This is a genomic window from Brevibacillus sp. SYP-B805, from assembly GCF_011059135.1.
Lineage (GTDB): Bacteria > Bacillota > Bacilli > Brevibacillales > Brevibacillaceae > Brevibacillus_F.
Genome location: NZ_JAALGD010000007.1, coordinates 37,014 through 57,445, shown reverse-complemented (window position 1 = coordinate 57,445; position 20,432 = coordinate 37,014). Strand labels below are relative to the sequence as shown.

22 protein-coding genes are annotated in these 20,432 nt (G+C 55.7%); all 22 read right to left on the bottom strand.

Annotation, left to right across the window (positions count from 1 at the left end; genetic code table 11):
• Positions 1–114 precede the first annotated feature (114 nt).
• The 22 genes from G3578_RS10525 to G3578_RS10420 all read right to left on the bottom strand — a co-directional run bounded on the left by G3578_RS10525 (position 115) and on the right by G3578_RS10420 (position 20,430).
• Complete coding sequence (locus tag G3578_RS10525; RefSeq protein WP_165212396.1) at positions 115–1,215, bottom strand: glycosyltransferase family 4 protein; 1,101 nt, start codon at positions 1,213–1,215, stop codon at positions 115–117.
• A gap of 35 nt (positions 1,216–1,250) precedes the next feature.
• Positions 1,251–1,982 carry a WecB/TagA/CpsF family glycosyltransferase gene (locus G3578_RS10520; protein ID WP_206529616.1) on the bottom strand — a complete coding sequence of 244 codons (732 nt, stop codon included), beginning with the start codon at positions 1,980–1,982 and terminating at the stop codon, positions 1,251–1,253.
• A 96-nt stretch (positions 1,983–2,078) separates the two neighbouring features.
• Positions 2,079–2,537, bottom strand: coding sequence for a 3-hydroxyacyl-ACP dehydratase FabZ (gene fabZ / locus G3578_RS10515; protein ID WP_165212394.1), 459 nt, complete (start codon positions 2,535–2,537; stop codon positions 2,079–2,081).
• A 158-nt stretch (positions 2,538–2,695) separates the two neighbouring features.
• A complete protein-coding gene (gene pgsA / locus G3578_RS10510; RefSeq protein ID WP_346773996.1) occupies positions 2,696–3,214 on the bottom strand; it encodes a CDP-diacylglycerol--glycerol-3-phosphate 3-phosphatidyltransferase in 519 nt (172 codons plus the stop codon).
• A 206-nt stretch (positions 3,215–3,420) separates the two neighbouring features.
• The gene (locus tag G3578_RS10505) at positions 3,421–3,669 is read right to left on the bottom strand and encodes a DNA-directed RNA polymerase subunit beta (protein WP_165212391.1); all 249 of its coding nucleotides are present in this window, start codon (positions 3,667–3,669) and stop codon (positions 3,421–3,423) included.
• Between the two features lie 27 nt (positions 3,670–3,696).
• Positions 3,697–4,503, bottom strand: a complete 807-nt coding sequence (locus tag G3578_RS10500) for a flagellar hook-basal body protein (RefSeq protein WP_165212390.1) — start codon at positions 4,501–4,503, stop codon at positions 3,697–3,699.
• Positions 4,504–4,518: 15 nt separating this feature from the next.
• Positions 4,519–5,481: a flagellar hook-basal body protein gene (locus G3578_RS10495; RefSeq protein WP_165212389.1), complete on the bottom strand. Its 963-nt coding sequence runs from the start codon at positions 5,479–5,481 to the stop codon at positions 4,519–4,521.
• Between the two features lie 43 nt (positions 5,482–5,524).
• Positions 5,525–6,538, bottom strand: coding sequence for a rod shape-determining protein (gene mreB / locus G3578_RS10490; RefSeq protein WP_165212388.1), 1,014 nt, complete (start codon positions 6,536–6,538; stop codon positions 5,525–5,527).
• Positions 6,539–6,637: 99 nt separating this feature from the next.
• Complete coding sequence (gene spoIIID / locus G3578_RS10485) at positions 6,638–6,922, bottom strand: sporulation transcriptional regulator SpoIIID (protein WP_165212387.1); 285 nt, start codon at positions 6,920–6,922, stop codon at positions 6,638–6,640.
• Positions 6,923–7,210: 288 nt separating this feature from the next.
• Entirely contained in the window at positions 7,211–7,942 is a 732-nt protein-coding gene (locus G3578_RS10480) for a M23 family metallopeptidase (RefSeq protein ID WP_165212386.1), read from the bottom strand.
• Between the two features lie 96 nt (positions 7,943–8,038).
• Positions 8,039–9,040 carry a stage II sporulation protein D gene (spoIID, locus tag G3578_RS10475; protein ID WP_165212385.1) on the bottom strand — a complete coding sequence of 334 codons (1,002 nt, stop codon included), beginning with the start codon at positions 9,038–9,040 and terminating at the stop codon, positions 8,039–8,041.
• A 445-nt stretch (positions 9,041–9,485) separates the two neighbouring features.
• Positions 9,486–10,817 carry a UDP-N-acetylglucosamine 1-carboxyvinyltransferase gene (murA, locus tag G3578_RS10470; protein WP_165212622.1) on the bottom strand — a complete coding sequence of 444 codons (1,332 nt, stop codon included), beginning with the start codon at positions 10,815–10,817 and terminating at the stop codon, positions 9,486–9,488.
• 19 nt (positions 10,818–10,836) lie between these two features.
• Positions 10,837–11,589, bottom strand: coding sequence for a YwmB family TATA-box binding protein (locus G3578_RS10465; RefSeq protein WP_165212384.1), 753 nt, complete (start codon positions 11,587–11,589; stop codon positions 10,837–10,839).
• Between the two features lie 92 nt (positions 11,590–11,681).
• Complete coding sequence (locus tag G3578_RS10460) at positions 11,682–11,909, bottom strand: DUF1146 family protein (protein WP_165212382.1); 228 nt, start codon at positions 11,907–11,909, stop codon at positions 11,682–11,684.
• A gap of 71 nt (positions 11,910–11,980) precedes the next feature.
• On the bottom strand, positions 11,981–13,507 hold the full coding sequence (gene nuoN / locus G3578_RS10455) for an NADH-quinone oxidoreductase subunit NuoN (protein WP_165212380.1): 1,527 nt from the start codon (positions 13,505–13,507) through the stop codon (positions 11,981–11,983).
• Between the two features lie 3 nt (positions 13,508–13,510).
• Complete coding sequence (locus tag G3578_RS10450; RefSeq protein WP_165212378.1) at positions 13,511–15,064, bottom strand: complex I subunit 4 family protein; 1,554 nt, start codon at positions 15,062–15,064, stop codon at positions 13,511–13,513.
• Entirely contained in the window at positions 15,054–16,964 is a 1,911-nt protein-coding gene (gene nuoL, locus G3578_RS10445; RefSeq protein WP_165212376.1) for an NADH-quinone oxidoreductase subunit L, read from the bottom strand. Before nuoL ends, G3578_RS10450 begins: the two co-directional genes overlap by 11 nt.
• A gap of 31 nt (positions 16,965–16,995) precedes the next feature.
• Positions 16,996–17,307: an NADH-quinone oxidoreductase subunit NuoK gene (gene nuoK / locus G3578_RS10440; protein ID WP_165212620.1), complete on the bottom strand. Its 312-nt coding sequence runs from the start codon at positions 17,305–17,307 to the stop codon at positions 16,996–16,998.
• Entirely contained in the window at positions 17,307–17,816 is a 510-nt protein-coding gene (locus tag G3578_RS10435; RefSeq protein ID WP_165212374.1) for an NADH-quinone oxidoreductase subunit J, read from the bottom strand. The genes nuoK and G3578_RS10435 overlap by 1 nt, the downstream gene beginning before the upstream one ends.
• A gap of 2 nt (positions 17,817–17,818) precedes the next feature.
• The gene (gene nuoI, locus G3578_RS10430; RefSeq protein ID WP_165212372.1) at positions 17,819–18,232 is read right to left on the bottom strand and encodes an NADH-quinone oxidoreductase subunit NuoI; all 414 of its coding nucleotides are present in this window, start codon (positions 18,230–18,232) and stop codon (positions 17,819–17,821) included.
• 39 nt (positions 18,233–18,271) lie between these two features.
• Positions 18,272–19,282 (bottom strand): NADH-quinone oxidoreductase subunit NuoH, encoded by a 1,011-nt coding sequence (gene nuoH / locus G3578_RS10425; RefSeq protein WP_165212370.1) that lies wholly within the window; start codon positions 19,280–19,282, stop codon positions 18,272–18,274.
• The gene (locus G3578_RS10420; RefSeq protein WP_165212368.1) at positions 19,282–20,430 is read right to left on the bottom strand and encodes an NADH-quinone oxidoreductase subunit D; all 1,149 of its coding nucleotides are present in this window, start codon (positions 20,428–20,430) and stop codon (positions 19,282–19,284) included. The genes nuoH and G3578_RS10420 overlap by 1 nt, the downstream gene beginning before the upstream one ends.
• Positions 20,431–20,432: the final 2 nt, after the last annotated feature.

The following is a 20,432-nucleotide window of genomic DNA, read 5'->3' as shown; positions in this document are numbered from 1 at the left end:
TCGGTTAAACGCCCCTTTTATGTTATCGGTAGATACTGAACGGAAGTTGAGGGGAATCCTCCGAAAAGGGGGAAAAAAGAACCCCCCGGTTTCCTTTTAACCGGAGGGTTGCTACTAATGACTGCGTCTTGTTTCGTAATACTTCAGTTTCAACTTCCTGTACGCATTGATAAGCGGGCGATGGCGGCGGCTTACCAGGCCGATCACTTCGGTCGCCATGTGAATGATGAAGAGCAGCGCCACAATCAGAATAATGGTCGTCCACAACCCGCTCGTCTTCGACAGGACGATGGCAATCGTCCCGAAGAAGATGCTGATCAAGTAGATGGTAATCACCGTCGCGCGATGGGAAAGACCCATCTTCAGCAGACAGTGATGCAGGTGCCCCTTGTCCGGGCTGGAGATCGGCTTCTTGTTGACGATGCGGCGCACGATCGCAAAGAAGGTATCCCACAGCGGCACGCCCAGCACCACGATGGGAATGATAAAGGAGACGAACACCGCTTCCTTGAAGCCCATGATCGACAGGGCCGCCAGGTTGAAGCCCAGGAACAGGGAACCGGTATCGCCCATGAAGATGCTTGCCGGATGAAAGTTGAAATACAGGAACCCGATGATCGCCCCGAGCAGCACGAAGCAATAGCTCGCCACGATCATGTCGTTCATCTGAATCGCCATGATGGCCATGGTTGCGGTGGCGATGGCGGATACCCCCGCCGACAAGCCGTCCAAGCCATCAATCAGGTTGATGGCGTTGGTCACGCCTACGATCCAGACCATCGTAATCGGAATGGCCAGCCAGAACAGCCAGCCGCTGGTGAAATCAATGTAGCCGCTGTAGGGGAGGTTGACGATCCCCACCTTCAGGCCGAAGGGAATGACGACGACCGCCGTGGCGATCAGCTGGCCCAGCAACTTCCACTTCGGCGAAAGCTGCATCTTGTCATCCAGCATCCCCACCAGCATGATGATGGTGCCGCCAATCAAAATCCCCAGCATTTCCGGCTTGCTCGTAAAGGGAACAAACAGGAAAAAGGAAACCACATAACCGATATAGATGGCCAATCCGCCCAACCGGGGCATGATGCGCGTGTGCACCTTGCGCTGGTTGGGCGCATCGACCGCTCCGATCTTTTCGGCAAGCTTTTTCACATATGGTGTTGCAATAAACGCTATCATCATCGCTGTTACGAGCCCATAGATCAGATTGGACATGAAAGGTTCTCCTCTCTCCTCAGGCACGAAAACATTCATGCTCTCCATTTTTCCCGCCAGACGGTCCACACAAACAGCGGAATGGCCAACTGCCTTCTCCATCGGGACGGCTGCTGCAACAGCCGGTACAACCATTCCAGATGCAGCCGCTGCCAGATCATGGGAGCCCGCTTGACAAGCCCGGCGATCACATCAAAGCTGCCGCCCACTCCCATCATCAGGGGAATGCCCAGTTCCTCTTGATGGGCCGCGATCCATTCCTCCTGCCTCGGCGCTCCCAGCGCGACAAACAGCAAGTCCGGGCGCAGACGGCCAATCTCTTTGACAATCTCCCGTTCTTCCTCCGGGCGGAAATAGCCGTCCCGCCGGCCGACGATCCGTGCGCGGGGATAACGCTCCTGCAGCCGCTCCGCCGCCAGACGGTTCGCTTCCGGCGACGCCCCCAGGAGGTACACCTTCCATCCGCGGGCATCCGCCTGCTCCATCATCGCTTCCAACAATTCAACCCCGGTAATTCGCTCGGTGATCGGTTGGTTTGTCCATTTCGCCGCATACACGATCCCGATCCCGTCCGGTACGACATAGGCTTGGTCCAAAAGCTTTCGAAAAGCAGGTTTTTCTTGTGCGATCATGACGATTTCCGGATTGGCGGTTACGACATGCGTCAATTGTCCCGCTTCCATCCGGTTGACAAGATCGGATACTGTTTCCTGAAAGCCGCGTGTCGAAAACGGCACACCCAGTATCGTCGCAACTTTATTGCCCAAATGGTTTCACCTTCGTTATTTAATAGACGTCATTTGGCAAGAGATTGTTGCACATTAGCCATTCTACTCGAAAAGAAGGGCACATACAAGATCAAATCATGTATGTGCCGCTGTGTTGGGAGCCAACGCGAACAGAATGTCGCCCTCCGCCACGATCTTGTCATTCACTTTTGCCACGCCATGCCCTTTGCCAATGGAGCCGCGAACGCGCGTCAGCTCCACTTCCAGGATCAAGGTATCCCCCGGTTTCACCTGTTCCTTGAAACGGAATTCGTCAATGCCGGCCAACAGCCCGATCTTGTTTTTGTTTTCTTCCAGGCTCAACACAGCCACAGCCCCTACCTGCGCAAGGGCCTCCACGATCAGAACGCCGGGCATTACCGGATAGCCGGGAAAATGCCCTTGAAAAAACGGCTCGTTGATGGTGACGTTTTTGACGCCGACCGCTTTTTTGCCTGCTTCCAGGCCAATGATCCGGTCAACCAGCAGAAACGGATACCGATGCGGCAAAATCGCTTGTACTTGGGTCACGTCCAGGATGTCGGTTACTTCCATGAGATCATCTCCATTTCCATCAATTTATCAGACGCTGTCTGCATGAAGGTCCTACCGCGTACTTAGACTAAAGACAACTCCCTTTCCTCTTGGGGGAACGGGGTTACGATAAAGGGGCACTTCCCGTCTGCGGAAAGTGCTCTTGTCTCGTCCCCCCGCTACATCAGCTTGTTCAGCAGGCGAACTTTGACCAGATAAACGGCGCTCGTCACAATGGAAAACCCGATCACCGTCCACAACACCTCTTCCCCGTAAGCATGCTGGAACATGACCAGCGTAAAGGCGATATAGAACAGCACCGTGGTTACCTTGCCGAACGCATTGGCCGGTACGGTTTTTTTGCCGCGCAAGTGAAAGACGGCGGAGGTTACGATCATGGCGAGATCGCGCATGAAAAACACGATTGTCGCCCATACGCTGATGCGGGATGTCAGGAACAGGGAGGCGATGACCGCCATCATCATCAGCTTGTCGGCGAGCGGGTCCATCATGGTGCCAAACGGGGTGACCAGCTTGTATTTTCGGGCGATATAGCCGTCAACGATATCGGTGATGCCCGCGATGATCAGGATCGCGTAGGCGATTTCCACATGGTACGGAAACGGATTGAAGAATATGTACAGGTAAGCAGGGATGAGTGCGATGCGAACAACCGTTAGCGCATTCGGAACGTTCACCGAATATCCCTCCGTATAGCCCCCTGCCCTACGCAAAAAGCAGGTGCCGTCATAGATCATGTAACGACCGACACTCCATCGCCAAAGACCGCTTTTCTCATTATACTCTCTCGATGGAAAAAACAGCAACTGACATGCAGCTATCTGCGAAAAAACCCCTCGCTGCCTTCTTGCCGGCAGGAGGGGTGTCATACGGGTAAATCATCTCAGGTTCCGGAAAAAATCAGATCGTACATGTGTTTGTACGTATTGAAATCGAACACTTCGGCCACAGGCAGCTTGCCGATGACGCTGTAGCCGATGATGAGGCCGATGACCAGGGAGAAAAACAGCAGGAAAGGAACCAGCAGCAGTTTGGACAGAAGCCTGAGCCACGGTTTGCCCGCCCGCCTCGGTTTTGCCTGTTCCTTCCCTGCGATCTCGCGGGTATAGCTCCGCCCTTTTACCTGATCCATGAAAGGGTTCCTCCGACTCCGACAAAATTAGCGGCTGCGCAGCGAATTGGCGATTCCCATCATCTGGTCGCTGATGGCGATCGCTCTCGCATTAAACTGATACGCCCGCTGGATTCCGATCAATTGGGTCATTTCCCTGGTCATGTCCACGTTGGATGCCTCGAGCGCGCCTTGGCGGATGGTTGCTGTTGAGAATGCAAAATTTGTTATAGGTTGGTTGGCCGGAACCAAAAATTCATTTTCGCCAACCTGCTGGTACTGGTCAGGGTTGTCCACCTTCCATACGCCAATGCGGGCAATTTCTTCTCCGTCATTTAACACGCGGCCTTCCGGTGTGATTGTAAGCTCTCCTACTTTGTCCATCAGTATGGGAATGCCATTTTCGTCAACGAGATAATCCCCGTTTGGTGTAGTCAAGGCATATTGGTTGTATTCAGGAGAAAGTTTGATCTGAAACCCGCCGTTGCGCGTGAGACGGAATTCTTCTCTCAGTCTGTTTGTGTCAGGATCCCGCGTTATCCGGCTGACAGCAAAATAGCCGTCCCCTTCGATCATCAGATCGGTCGGGATATCGGTAATCTTCACGCTTCCCTGCGACATGTCCAGCCGGGTCATTCCCACTCTCACGCCGCTGCCGATCCGCAGGCCGGGCGGAGAGGTGCGCTGCTTGTCCGTAAAGGGCTGCTCGCCCATGGTGTCCACAAGCAGTTCGGAGAAGGCGACGCCACGGCGCTTGTACCCGACTGTGTCCACATTGGCGAGATTGTTGGCCGTCGTATCGAGCGCATACTGAATGCTGCGCAAAGCCGCTGTCGATATGTTTAGCGATTGCATTCATCCCTCTCCTCTCTAGCCGGTGACACGGCCGATCTCGTTTGCCGCTTTTTCCAGCGTGCCATCCAGCGTGCTGATCACCCGCTGATTGGCTTCGTACGCACGGACGACCGTCATCATATCCGTCATCGCCTGCGTGGCGTTGACGTTGGAGCGTTCCACCCATCCCTGCTTGACGCCATAGAAGCCGTTGAGCTGCGGATCATCCGCCGCATTGGCCGGCTGATCCTGCCCTTGCTGGCCCGCCCAGCGGTACAGGTTGTTTCCTTCCCGCACCAGCTGGTTCGGATCGGTCACGACCTTCAGTCCCAGCCGGGTTTGTCCCGCCCCCAGCGACTGATAGGTGCCGTCCGGCTCGTTCGGGACAGGTGCCAGCAGTTCGCCCGTCTCGGAAATTTTCAGCTTCTGGCCGACGCTGGCTTCCGGATCTTGGGGATCATTTACCCGGATCGCGCTGTTGTTGCTGTCCAGCACATAATAGCCGTCGGACGTAACCAGATACCCCTTGGCATTGACCTGCCACTGGCCGTTGCGGGTATACCGGATCTCTTCCGGATTGGCGACCGGCTGGTTGTCCGGATCTGCCAGGCGCGCCACGCTGAAAAACAGGCGGCGTTCGGTCTGTTTGCCGTCCGGCTCCACTCTCGGCGGAATGTTGTCCAACAGCGCCACATCATACGGATTGTCCGTCTGTTCGATATCCCCCTGCCGGAAATTGGGCAGCGCTTCCGGCATGTAGACCCCGGTATGCAGCCTGCCGATCATGACGGGTTGTCCACCCAGCACAGGATAACCGTTTACCGATATTCCCTCTTTATCGCGTATGCGCGCGATCAGCTGTTCCGGAAAGGCGCGCAGTACGCCTTCGTCTTCCTTGTAACCCGGCGTATTGATGTTGGCGATATTGTTGGCCAGCGTCTCCTGGCGCCGCTGCAAGGCGAGCATGCCGGATGCGGCCGTGTACAGTCCCCTGATCAAGCGCGTCTGCCCCCTTCTTGTTTGGCGTCGATCCCATTCGGTCCTACACGTTGAATCGTTTTTTCCGTGACGCCGGCACCTTGTCCAAATACTCGAGCATGATCCCCGTCCCTTTGGCCACGCACATCATCGGATCTTCGGCCACCAGCACCGGCACCTTCAGTTCTTCGGCCAGCAGGTCATCCAGCCCATGCAAAAGCGCACCGCCGCCTGTCAGCGAAACGCCCTTATCTATGATATCGGCAGAAAGCTCCGGAGGTGTACGCTCCAATACGCTTTTGGCAGCTTGTACAATTGCGCTAACCGACTCTGCCAGGGCTTCCTGGACTTCGCGGGAGTGGATCGTGACGGTTTGCGGCAGCCCGCTTACCATGTCTCTTCCCCGAATGTCCATCTCGTCCTGGCGTCCGCCGGATACGGTTCCAATGTGAATCTTGATATCTTCAGCCGTACGCTCACCTATCAGGAGCTTATACTTGTTCTTTATGTACCGCATGATGGCAAGGTCAAACTTGTCGCCAGCCACTTTGATCGAAGAGGCGGTGACGATATCCCCCATGGAGAGAACCGCAACATCCGTTGTCCCTCCGCCAATATCGACCACCATGTTGCCGGAAGGTTGGAAAATATCCATTCCCGCCCCAATCGCCGCTACTTTCGGTTCTTCCTCAATAAATACTTCACGAGCGCCACCGCTGCGTTCAGCTGCCTCGCGGATGGCCTTTTGTTCCACTGGGGTAATGTTGGTCGGGCAGCAGATGAGGATGCGCGGCCGCGCAAACAGGTTCTTGCCCCCGATTTTTGCCAGAAAATGCTTCAACATGGATTCCGTTATCTCAAAATCAGCGATGACCCCCTCACGTAACGGGCGAATGGCCACAATGTTGCCGGGTGTCCGTCCCACCATACGGCGGGCTTCGTCGCCCACTGCCAAAACTTTCTTGGTCTGGTTATCGATTGCGACAACGGAAGGTTCATCCAGGACAATGCCTTTGCCTTTTACATAGATCAGGACATTGGCCGTGCCCAGATCGATCCCGATATCTTTCGTAAACATGAGAGGTCCTCCCTGCGATAAATACATACTCCTTCTCTTATCATAGGACTTATTTCGTGAGAGGACAAGGAAATCCTTTTGATATTTCCCAATTATTTCTTATACGCTTTCTTCCTGTTCGATGCGGACCTTTTTGTTTTTCCGTTTGTATTTGATCTTCGTCGCTTCCCCACCTCTCAAATGTCTGATGGCCTTGTGATATTCGAGAATCTCCTTTACCTGATTCGCCAACTCGGGATTTATCTCAGGCAGCCGCTCAGTCAAGTCTTTGTGCACTGTGCTTTTGGATACTCCGAACTCTTTGGCGATCATGCGAACCGTATTGCGTGTTTCCACTATATAACGCCCGATTTTGATGGTTCGCTCCTTGATGTAATCGTGCACACTCCTCGCCTCCTGTATCGAAATTGTCTGATACAATATATGGGTGGGGGAGGACACATATTCTACGTTTCCAAGCCTGACAAGCCAGCCAGACCACATCTTTTTTTCAGGGCGTGTACCAAAATAACCCCGCCGACTTAAGCTATGCTCAACCTCCAAAAGTGACGTTGACCTTCGATGTTTAATCCGAGTACTTTTTGGGGACCCCTGAATAAACAGTGTCGGCGGGGGCCTTTAAACATTAAAAAGAAACCTGTCGCATAGACAGGTTTCCCGTTTCTCTTGCGGTTATTGCGTTTTGGCTTCGGCAGACGTCAGGTATTGTTCCGGATTGACGGAGTTGCCGTCCACCCGCACCTCGAAGTGGAGGTGAATGCCGGCGTCTTTTTCATATTCGTTGCGTCCTGCGGTCCCGATCTTTTGACCCTGTGTCACTTCGTCACCGGGCTTGACCAGCACCTTGTCGAGGCTTTGATAGACCGTCACCATCTTGTCGGTGTGTTCGATCTCCACCAGGTACCCCGCGAGCGGATCGTTTTCCACCGTGAGCACCTTGCCGGAGAGGGCAGCGGTCACGTCAAACGCCTTGCCGTCTGTGGAGACGATGTCGATTCCTGTGTGCGGAATGAACGTGTTGTCATACTTGACCAGCGCTTTTTGCTGCTCTTCCTTGGGGAGCTGGTCGTCGAAGAAGGCCATTCCCTTCTGGTAGGTTACCCCCTGGGCCACCGGCCATGCGAGCTGCGGCGTCGTGCCGCTTGCCGGCACCGCTTCTTCCTTGTCCGTCTCGGGCGCTGGTGTTTCCGGACCCGGCTGAGTCACGGTGACGTCATTGGTCGTCTGCGACGGATCAACAGCGGTGTTCATCAAGCTGTTTTGGTACCACATCACGATTGCCAGAATGATTGCCGCAGTGCCGATGTAGATCGCCGGGAACGCCCATTTTTTTCCCAAAAAGCTTTTCCAGGCATTGGTTTTCCGAAATGGAATCGGTTGATTGGAATTTTTGTTTTCTTCCATTTTTTTCATCACCTCATCCCTCAGTATCACCAGTTTTTTACCGGTTAAACCTGAGGGAAGAGGAAAAATGATAAAATTTTGCAAATGGCGGCGCGGTTATCCGTGAATGATCCTGCCGTAATTTTGCAGCGAAATGCCTTGATAGAAGTACTTCACGATCTGTTCCGCCTTCTTGCCGCTCTTGGCCATGCCGTTGGCTCCCCACTGGCTCATCCCGACGCCGTGACCGTAGCCAAACGTCGTGATGATCACCTGATGCTGCGAAAGACGCATGGTAAAGGCGGATGAGTTCAAGCCCAGGCGTTCGCGTACCTCCTTGCCGGTAAATTCCTTGCTGCCGATCCGGATGCGGCCGATCCGGTTGCCGGTCGTTTTGTCCAGCACCTGATACCAGGCGCCTTTGCTCATGGCCTGCGCATCCAGCCGAACCCCCAGCTTCTGCTCTAGCTGCTCAACCGGCATGCTCACCTGTTCTTCAAAACGGGGCGATTCCACGTCCCAGGGGCTGGCGACGCTGCGCAGATAGGGAATCGATTTTTCCCAATATTCATTAGCGTTTTCGGTAAAGCCGTTGCTGGTGGAAAAGAACGTGGCGTCAATCGGCTCCCCCTGGTAGGTCAGCACGATCCCCGCCGTTGCACTGACCGCTTGGTGGATCTTGCTGTTTTTCCAGTCAAAATCCTCTCCCCACCGCTCTCTCCGCTGCTGTTCGTCCAGGTATGCCTGATGCTTGACGGTATCCAGAACCTGCGCACCTTGGGGCACATCATCGAATCGGCCGTCCCGCAGACGCTTGATGATATACGTGCGGGCTGCCAGCGCCTGGGCCTTCAGCGCTTCCAGTTCAAATTCGGCCGGCATTTCCGCCGCAACCACCCCTTCGACATACTGCTCCAGCGGGATGGATTCGATGACCTGTTTCTGCGTCCGGTAAACCTTTACCGTCATCTGCCGGGCCTGGCTGCCCTGGCTCTCCCCCTGGCCCAGCGGCTTTTTTTCCCCGCCATCGTGTGGAGAAAAATAAACCACAAGGGCGGCCGGAACCACCACCAGAAAAAGGGGCAGCACAAAGAGCAGTACGGTGAGATAACGCTTCATGACGATTCCTCCTCCAACCTGACCATGACGGTTTCCATGACTGTTACAATGTATGTCCGGCAATAGAGGAATAGAACGCATAGAATACGAGAGTCATAGAGATTCCGCCGCCGGCTGGCAAACGCTGTGACGAGGCCGGACGGAGCCTAAAAAACCCCGCCGACTTAAGCTTTGCTCAACCCCAAAAAGTGACGTCGGCCTTCGAAGATTAATCCGATTACTTTTCGAGGACCCCTGAAAAGTTGTCGGCGGGGGCCCCCAACTTTTCTCCGTCACTTTATCACTTGAAAGAACGTAAGCTTTCTTCTCTGATTAGAAAACTCGGCGAGCGCCGAGCCTTTGGCGATGGCGGAGCCGTAGTTGTGCTTATGCAGATAGGACAAAATTTTTAAATTCCTATCTGCCAAAAAAGGGACCTCCCTGGGGGAAGTCCCTTGCCTGTACTTTACGCGAAATTCGGCGATAAATTGATGCTTACGGTAGAGGGTTTGCTTTCCTTTTCCTGCACCGACTGCTCCTGCTGGCTGACGCGCTCCACTTGCGCCCCAAGGGCCTGGAGCTTTTCCGTGAAGTTGACGTAGCCCCTGTCCAGATGGTGCAGTCCGTATACTTCCGTTTCTCCTTCCGCGATCAATCCTGCCAGAATCAACGCCGCGCCTGCGCGCAGATCGGTCGCCGAGACCTTGCAGCCGGTCAGCTTGGCGCCGCCTTCCACAATCGCGCTGCGGCCCTCGATCTTGATATTGGCGTTCATCCGCCGGAATTCTTCCACATGCATGAAGCGGTTCTCGAAGACCGTTTCGGTCACGATGCTTGTCCCTTCGGACGCAAGCAGCAGCGCCATCATCTGCGACTGCATGTCCGTCGGGAAGCCCGGATACGGCAGGGTTTTGACGTCAACGGCTTTCAGCGTCCCGCTGCGCCGCACGCGCACGCCGTTTTCCTGTTCTTCCACTTCGACCCCCATCTCCCGCAGCTTGGCGGTGATGGATTTCAGGTGATCGTAAATGGCTCCTTCCACAAAGACATCTCCGCCGGTGATGGCGGCCGCGATCATGAACGTCCCGGCTTCGATCCGGTCGGGGATAACCGTATGCGTGCATCCCGTCAGCCGCTCCACGCCTTCAATGCGGATCGAACCGGTTCCCGCTCCCCGGATCTTCGCCCCCATCCCGTTGAGGAAGTTGGCCAGATCCACGATTTCGGGCTCTTCGGCCGCATTCTCGATGACGGTGATCCCTTCCGCGAGGGCGGCCGCCATCATGATATTTTCCGTCGCGCCCACACTGGCGACATCCAGATAAATCTTGGCGCCCTTCAAACGGCCGTCTACTTCCGCTTCGATGAAGCCCTGGCCGATCTCGATGTTGGCGCCCATCGCCTCAAAGCCTTTCAGGTGCTGATCGATGGCACGGGTGCCGATCGCGCAGCCGCCCGGGAGCGGAACCCGCGCCCGCCCTTTGCGCGCCAGCAGCGGACCGGTTACCAAAAAAGAGGCCCGCATCTTCCGGACCAACTCGTATGGAGCTTCCACCGTTGCGAGCGTGGAAGCATCGATTGTCAGCGTTTCACGTTCGTATGTAGTCGAAATCCCTAATGTATGAAGCAAATCGCAAAATGTGTGAACGTCAGCCAGCCCGGGTACATCGTGAATCACGCTTGTCCCTTCTTCTGCCAAGATTGACGCCGCAATAATCGGAAGAACCGCATTTTTTGCGCCGGATACTTTAACACTTCCCGCTAATGCCCTACCACCGCGGACAACGATCTTATCCAACATTTACCCCTCCGCGTGCTTAGTATTCCGCTGTGATGATTGGTGTCCCTACGGTGATCCACGTTCCCCCTGAAACGGTATCCTGATGTGTTGCCACCTGTAGATTCATTTTTTGGCCGTTCAGCTGAATGGACGGCTCCCACAGCCGGGTATAGCCCGAAATGCTTACCACCGTGTCATCCGCCAGACGCTCCAATTCATGGGCATGGAGTGCATGAAAAATCGACAAAATTTTGCCTCCCTGCTGATCAACACTCAGTTTATCACTGTACATTCCACGAATACAAGTGCTAAATTGCGGATTCGTGCCTGCCTGCTGCAAGGCCTTGGCGATCATCTGTTGCAGGGTTTCAAGATGTTGTATCTGCGCAGGTTTTCCATTCAGGGAAAACACTACATGTGCGGCATAATGGCCTTGCTCCGGTACACCGATCAATCGAAACAAAAGTCGAATTCCTTGAAAATCTGTCACATTTTGGTGAGCATACAACCCGTTTTCCCACTGGCCGGATTGAACCGTTTGGGGCAGACCCAAGCTGCTTTCCAAACCGGAGGCGAGGGACGCTAGTTCTTTCGCACCAGCCACATTCGCAAGCTTGACGCTCGTCCGCACTTCCACTTCAGTGGCTTCGGCGCCTGTGCCGTTCATCACCTGCAGCAGCCGGACTGCTGTGTTCGGCTGTTCGCTGGACGCGAGTGCCGGCAGATACCAGGCAGCCAGCATGGCCAGCAACAATCCGAATGACAAAAGAACCGCTGATTTCCCCCACACACAAAACCCCTCCAAACATTCCGTTCTCTATGTATCCCCTAGTTTGGACGGAATGCTGGAGGGATATACCCGTACTTGCAGCTTATTCTTGTTTAGGAAAACAGTCTTCCCAACAGCAGCGATGAGGAGAGATACTCCATGAAAAAGCGAGCGACGCCGCTGCCGAGGAAGATCGACAGCAGCACCTGCAGGAGCTTGGCCTGGGGACTGTCCGCTTTTTTCAGGAACAGATCAAAGCGGAACGCCTGCAGGCCCCACCAGCTCACCGCAATGCAGATGATGGTTATCACGATGTTGATGAGGGGATACGCATCGATCATCCGAAACTCCTCCTTCGTTAGGAAAAAAGGGCGGCTGTCCAAAAGCCGTCCCTTTTTTCTGCTTATCCGCGCTATTTGCTTGAACTGGTCATGCCGCCGAAATCAAACGACGGATTGAAATGGGCCTGCACAAAATCGAAGACCGCGCCCGGAACAATCCCCACCACAAATGTGGCAAGCGCCGTCAGCACGATGACAAAGGCGACGCCTTTCGGAAGCGGCAGCGGTGCCTCTGTCGCGCCGGGACGCATATACATCTGGCGGATGATCCCGAAATAGTAGTAGTACGAGATGACGCTGGTTGCGATCATCACGGCCGACAGCCAGTAATGATGCTGCAGAATGGCGCTCACAAACAGATAGAACTTGCCGATGAATCCGGCCGTTACCGGAATCCCCGCCATCGACAGCAGGAAGATGGTCATCGCCACCGCGACGAGCGGCGAACGGTGATACAGTCCGGCAAACGACTTCAACTCTTCCGACTGCTGATCGCGGAACACCAGCATCAGTACAGCAAACGCGCCGAAGCTGGCCAGCAGGTAAGCGAAGAGATAAAAGACGCTTTGCTCAAAAAAGAGGCTGGTCAGCGTGGCAAACGGAACGAGAATATACCCGGCCTGGGCAATCCCGGAGTAGGCCATCATGCGCTTCACATTGGTCTGGCGCAGCGCCATCGTATTGCCGATGATCATCGACGCCGCCGCGATGACGCTGATGTACGGGCTCAGATTTTCCATCAGCACGCTTCCTCCGGCCGGAGAAGCCAATCCGATGAAAGCGCCGAAGAGCAGGCGGAATACCATGGCAAATCCCGCCGTCTTGGAGACGACCGCCAGAAAAGCGGTGATCGGCGTCGGTGCTCCCTGATAGACATCGGGCGCCCACATGTGATTGGGCACGGCAGAGATCTTGAAGCTGAGGCCGATAACAACAAACGCGAAGGCCAGCAGCACCAGGAACGCATAGCCGCCCGCATACGCTTCGCTCAGCCGGTCGGCCAGCAGATACAGATTGGTCGTGCCCCCCAGACCGTACATGTAGGACATGCCGAACAGCGTAAAGGCTGTCGCAATCCCGCCCGACACGACGTATTTGAACGAGGATTCATTGGCGTTCAGCGATTTCTTCCGCAGTCCGACCAGAACGTACGACGAAAGGGAAAGCAGCTCCAGGCCCACGAACAGGGTGATGAGATCGGCCGACGAGGCCATCACCATCGCCCCGAGCAGCGCGGTAAGCAGCAGATAGTAATACTCGCCCTGATGGGTAATCTCCCCTTGCTTCATATAACAGACGGACAGGATCAGGGTAAAGGCCACCCCGCTCAGGAACAGCAGCTTGAACGCATTGCCGTAACCATCCACGCGCAGCATATCCGCCATATACGAGTATGGGGCATTGAGGGTGACCATGTTCACCACGACAAAAATGCCGGAGAGAAGGACGCCTGCAAGCGCCAGCCATGCCAACACCGCCCGATTGGTCCGCTTGCCCATCGCCAGATCCAGGAGGGACAGGGCCGTCGCGAATCCCAGGATGATCAGCTCGGGCAGAAGGTAGCTCCAATTATATGAAAATATATCCTTTACGTCCATGGCTTACCCCCCCATCCCCGGAACGATCGGCACAATGTTTTTCAATGTCTCCTGCAGCGGCTCGCTCAACACGGCCGGGTAGATCCCGATCAGGATGATGAAGCCGAGCAGCACCACCATGGGAATCACTTCGATCGGCTGTGCGTCCGCAGCCCCCTGATAACGATCCGGCATCGGGCCGAAGGTGGTGCGCAGGACTGCCCGCAGCAGGTAAACAGCGGTGAGAATGATCCCGAGCGTCCCCACGGCGGCCATGACGGGCTTCACGCCGAACAATCCCAGGAAGGCGAGAAATTCGCTGATGAAGCCCGACATCCCCGGCAATCCGAGGGAAGCCATGGCGGCCGCCAGCAGCACGCCGCTGATAAACGGCATCGATTTGGCCAAGCCGCCCAGCTCGCTGATCATCGAGGTCTCGGTTCTCTCCCAGATGACGCCGATCAGGAAGAACATCAGCGCGGAGATAAAGCCGTGGGAGATCACCTGGAAAATCGCCCCCTGGAAGCCGATCGAGTTCATCGCGGCGAAGCCGAGAAGCACGATACCCATATGGCTGATACTGGAGTAGGCCAGCACCATTTTCAAATCCTTTTGGACAAAGGCAAGCACGGCTCCGTACAGCACATTGATAAGGCCAAGAACCGCCATCCAGGTGGCGAATTGATAGGCCTGCTCCGGGAAAAAGCCGATCCCGATGCGCAGGAGACCATACGCCCCCATCTTCAGGAGAATCCCGGAGTGGATCATGACGATGGACGGCGGTGCCTGCACGTGCACTTTCAGCATCCACGTATGGAACGGAAAGACCGGCAGCTTGATGCCAAAGGCGATAAACAATGCCAGAAACAAACCGAACAACAGCGACGGCGATACATGCTGGAGCATCGGATTATTGGGGGTCGACAGCGCCGCAGCCAGCTCCCCGAAGTTCATCGTCGGATTGCCGTTTACTCCCGGAATCGTCAGATAGATGATCAAAAACGCGATCAGCATGATGGCCGAGCCCACCCCGTTGTACAGGAGGAACGTGTTGGCGGCCCGCTCCCGATCGGAATAGCCCCAGATGCCGATGAGGAAATACATGGGCACCAGCGTCAGTTCAAAGAAGATAAAGAACAAGAGCAGGTTCTGCGCGGCGAAGACGCCAAACATGCCGATCAGCAAGAGATGAAACAGGATGAAGTATTCCTTTAACCGCTTCTTGATCTGCCAGGAGGCGACAGCGGCCAGGGTGCCGATGATCGCCGTCAGCACGATCAGCGGCATGGAGACACCGTCTACCCCCATTTCATAGTTGATGGTAAAGGAGAACACTTCCCCCATCTGCGGATTGCCCACGGGGATGGAGATCCAGTTCACCTTTTCGACGAACTGCATGTGCGGATCGCCATAGTTGAAGTTGGCGAACAGCAGGAAAGAGAGAACCAGCGGCAGCAGCGTTCCGAGAATCCCGATCTGCTTCAGTATCCCGCCCTGATTCTTCGGCACAAAGGCCAGAATCACAATGGCCACCAACGGCGAAAGAGTAATGAGCGACAACAAGTAGCTATTTGGCAAACGGAACACCTCCTTGCACCGTCAGGGAATAGCCGATCAGGATCAGGACCATTCCGAGCAGCACGACAACCCCATAGGTTTGGACCTGTCCGTTCTGCAGGCGGGCGTGCAGCCAGCCGATGAAATTGGCGATTTTGGCGGTTAGCCCCACCAACCCGTCCACGACGAAACGGTCAAAGAACTGCAAGCCGTACCCGATCCACCCCAGCGGTCGGACAAACACAGCATGATAGATTTCGTCGATGTAATACTTGCGATAAGACAATTGATAGAGCCATGGCAGCGGCCGGACGATGGCTTCCGGCGCCACCGAGCGCTTGGCATACATCAGATAGGCAAGACCAATCCCCAGCAGGGAGACCAGAATCGCCGCAACCTGAACCCAGGCGGCCGCATGTTCCCCGGTCTCCTTGAAAAGAGCGCCGATGCTGCCATCCAGCAGCCACTCTCCCAGCACGGGCGCATACGGCGTGTTGACGAAACCGGCGATGACGGCCGGAACCGCCAGCAGCACCAGCGGTACGGTCATGACGGCCGGAGACTCGTGCACCTCATGATGCCCTTCGCCCCGCGGCTGTCCGACAAAGGTCAGGAAGAAGAGACGGAACATGTAGAAGGCGGTAAAGAAGGCCGCAATGATGCCGACCCACAACAGATCATAGCGATGAGCCGCATAGACGGCCCCCAGAATCTCTTCCTTGGACCAGTAGCCCGAGAATGGCGGTACGCCGGCAATCGCGAGACAGCCGATGAGAAAGACCCAGCCCGTAACCGGCATCTTTTTCCACAGACCGCCCATCTCGAACACATCCTGGGTGTGGACGGCGTGGATGACGCTGCCGGCTGCCAGGAACAGCAGCGCTTTGAAGAACGCATGGGTCATCAGATGGAACGTGCCTGCCACATAGCCGGCCGCCCCGGCCGCTCCCAGCGCCAGCATCATGTAGCCGAGCTGGCTTACCGTGGAATAGGCCAGAACCCGCTTGATATCCCGCTGGGTCAGCCCGATGGAGGCGGCAAAGATCGCGGTAAACCCGCCCACATAGGCAACGACGTTCAGCGCTGTTTCCGAAGCGAGGAACAGCGGATAGGCAGCCGCCACCAGGTACACCCCTGCCGCCACCATCGTCGCGGCGTGGATCAAGGCGGATACCGGCGTCGGGCCTTCCATCGCGTCCGGCAGCCAGGTATGCAGCGGGAATTGACCCGATTTGCCCACCGCGCCGATGAAGATCAGCACGGCCGTCAGCGTGATCATCCACGGCTCCAGTCTGCCCAGAGCGATCGCATTGAAGATGTCGGCGTAATCAAAGCTGCCGGTGCCCCAGAACAGCAGGGCGATCCCGATAAACAGGCCCACATCGCCGATCCGGGTGACGATGAACGCCTTTTTGGCGGCAGCCTTCGCTTCCGGTTTGAAGTAGTAGTAGCCGACGAGCAGGAAGGAGCAAACCCCCACCAGCTCCCAGAAAATATAGACCTGCAGCAGGTTGGGCGAGATCACAAGGCCCAGCATCGAGAAGGTGAAGAGCGACAGGTATTGGTAGAAAACCGGGAAACGCTCGTCACCATGCATGTAGCCTTTGGAGTAGATCTGCACCAGCAGGCTGACAAAGGTGACGATAACCAGCATCATCGCATTGAGCTGATTCACTTCAAAGCCCATGCGGACAACCTTGTCGAGCATTTCCAGCCAATCCACGGTCGTTTTCACATCGGTGGCACCCGGCTGGAAACGCGCCCAGAAGGTCATGGCCGCCAATACGAAGGAAATCCCCGTACAGAGAATTCCCACGTAGGCCGCTCCTTCTTTCAACTGACGACCAAAGGAAACGATCACGATGAAAGCAAAGAGCGGGAAAAGCGGGATTAGCCAAGCGTACTGCATTATCGAATCCATTTGTTCACCCATCCTTTTTGGAAAGCTCTTCCTAGTGTTTCATCGTGTCCATCTCGTCGATATTCACCGTCGCGCGGTTGCGGTACAGCGCGATCAGGATCGCCAGTCCGACTGCGACCTCGGCCGCCGCCACCGTCATCGAAAAGAGCGTGAAAATCTGCCCCGTGATGGCGGCATGCAGGCCATACTTGGCGAAGGCGACCAGATTGATATTGGCCGCGTTGAGCATCAGCTCGATCGACAGCAAAACGATAACGGCGTTGCGCTTCGTCAGCGCCCCGTACAAACCGACGGAAAAGAGGATCAGTGCGACCAGCAGAAACGAAGGCAGTTGTAAGGTCATCACTCGTTGTCCCCCTCCTTTTTCGCCATGATAATGGCACCGACCAATGCCACCAGCAGCAGGACGGAAACCAACTCAAACGGAATGACGTATTTGGTAAATACTTCCATACCGATCTGTTTCGCGTTGCTTACATCCGGCTGGGAAATTGGCGCGGGTCCCGGCCAGGTCGTCCTCTGGATCGCCCAGAAGCAAATGGCGAAGAACACCGCCACGATCAGGAAGCCGACGATGCGGTTCACCCCGCGGCTGCCGCCGTCCTCGATCGCATCGTGCTTGGTCAGCATGATGCCGAACAGCATCAGGATCGAAATCGCGCCGGAGTAAACAAGCACCTGGGAGACGGCCACAAACTCCGCCTCCAGGAGAATGAACAGCCCGGCGATGCTGAGAAACGTGACGCCAAGCGAGATCACCATATGTACCACCCGGGTGAAGCTGATCATGAAGACCGCTCCCCCGATCGTCAGGAGAGAAAGGATGAAAAACGCCGCAAATGAGCCGCTCATGGTCAATTCTCCTCCCTGACGTTGGTATTGTTGTCATCCAGCCACTGCAGATTCTTGAACAATTCGTCGCGGCTGTATGCGGCCAACTCGAAGTTGTTGGTCATGACGATCGCTTCGGTCGGGCATACTTCCGTACACAGATCGCACAGAATGCAGATTTCGAAATTGATATCGTACGTATCGATAATTTTTCCCTTTTTCTCCGGATCCGGATGCGGTTTTCCTGTCAATTGGATGCACTCGGTCGGACAGATGCGGGCGCATTGGTTGCAGACGATGCATTTCTCCGGAGAGAAGTGCTGGATCCCCCGAAAGCGGGGCGGCATCGGAAACGGCACGTCCGGGTAGAAGTGGGTTACTTTTTTGGCGGACAGCTGTTTGAAGGTGTATCCGAGCCCTTTAGCAAAGCCGAGCATGTGTTTCACCCCTCTTGGTAATGGCTGTCATGGCAAGGATTACGAGTGGAACGACCCGTTCTGCACGGAGATGACGACAGCCGTGATCAGGATATTGAGCAGCGCGACCGGCAGCAGCCCCTTCCACGCAAAGGACATCAGCTGATCTGCCCGCAGGCGCGGCATGGTCGCGCGAAGCCAGAACTGGAAGAAAACGTAGAGGGAAAACTTCAGGATAAACCAGACAATTCCCGGAATGAACGACAGCCCCGGAATCGGCAGCCACCCGCCCAGGAACAGGATGGTGACGAGCGCCCCCATGCCAAACATATAAACGTATTCCGCGAGCATGAACATCGCAAAGCGGAAACCGGAATACTCGACGTGATAACCGGCCACCAGCTCGGACTCCGCTTCGGGCAGGTCAAACGGCGTACGGTTCAGCTCTGCCTGCGCCGCCACGAGAAAGACGAGGAAGCCGAGAAACTGGGGAACGATGTTCCAGACGTCTTTTTGCGCTTCCACGATCTCACGCAGATTCATGCTGCCGGTCATCAACACCACGCCCACGACCGACATGACCAGCGGTACTTCATAGCTGATCATCTGCGCCGCCGAACGCAGGCCGCCGATCAACGAGTATTTGTTGTTCGACGCCCAGCCTGCGGTGATGACGCCCAGGACGGTAATGCCGGAGAGAGCAATGTAGTAAAGCACCCCGATGCCCAGATCGGCAAACTGAATGCTGTCGGTAAACGGAATCACCGCCAGTACCCCGAACGCCGGCGCATAGGCAAGGACCGGCGCCAGCGCAAACAGGGCTTTATCCGCATTTTGCGGACGGGTATCCTCTTTCATCAGGAGTTTTGCCACATCCGCTACGGTCTGCAGCAGGCCGAGCGGACCCACACGGTTGGGGCCGATGCGCAGCTGCATCCAACCGATTACCTTCCGTTCAAAGTAGATGGCGTAGGTGACAAAGCCCAGCACGACCAGCAGCAGCACCACCGCTGCCAACGCAAACATCGTGACATTCCACAGAGAGGTTGTCTGTTGCAGGAGATTTGCCATTACGCGTCAACCTCCCCGAGAACAATGTCGATACTGCCCAGGATCGCCACCATGTTGGCGATGTTTTCCCCTTCCAACAGCTTCGGCAGCACTTGCAGGTTATTAAACGAAGGGCGGCGGAACTTCAGGCGCCACGGCTTATCTTTTCCCTGGCTGGCGATATAACAGCCGATCTCCCCGCGCGGCGATTCAATGCGCACGAAGGTTTCCCCCACCGGCGGACGAATCACCTTGGGCACCTTGCCCATGATCTCGCCCCCCTCGGGGAACTGGGCAACCGCCTGTTCCACAATGCGCAGCGACTGCTCGATCTCCGCCATGCGAAGCTGATAACGCGCCAAGCAGTCCCCTTCGGTTGATGTCGGAACGTCAAATTCAAACCGGTTATAAATCGAATACGGCTCATCCTTGCGCAGATCCCACTTGATGCCGGTGGAACGCAGCATGACGCCGGACATGGAGTAGTCCAGGGCCGTTTTGGCATCAAACTTGCCGATCCCTTTCAAGCGATTGAGAAAAATCTCGTTGCCGGAGACAAGCGCGTGATAGTTGCCCACCTCTTTTTTCATGTATTGGACGAACTCTCCCACCTTGTCGATCCATCCCGGCGGCGCATCCCACTTGACGCCGCCGATCCGCATGTAGTTGTAGGTCAGGCGGGCGCCGCACAGCTCGTTGAACAGATCAAGAATCGTTTCCCTGTCGCGGAACGCAAACAGGAACGGGCTCATGGCCCCGATATCGAGGAGATAGGTTCCCCACCAGACCAGGTGGCTGGCAATGCGGTTCAATTCCATCGCGATGACGCGCAAAAATTCAGCACGTTCCGGCACCTCTATGCCCATCATCGTTTCCACCGCGTGGCAGATCACATAGTTGTTGGTCATGGCGGACAGATAATCCATGCGATCCGTATAGGGAATAATCTGGGTATAATTCAGATTCTCGGCCAGCTTTTCCGTCCCGCGGTGCAGGTAGCCGATAACCGGAGTGGATTCTTTGATGGTTTCGCCGTCAATTTTGACGATCAGGCGAAATACACCGTGCGTACTGGGGTGTTGAGGCCCGACGTTCAGCAGCATTTCCTCGGTGCGCAGACCAGTTTCGGTGCTCTTTTCCGAATGAACGGTTGTCAGTTCCGGGCTCATGC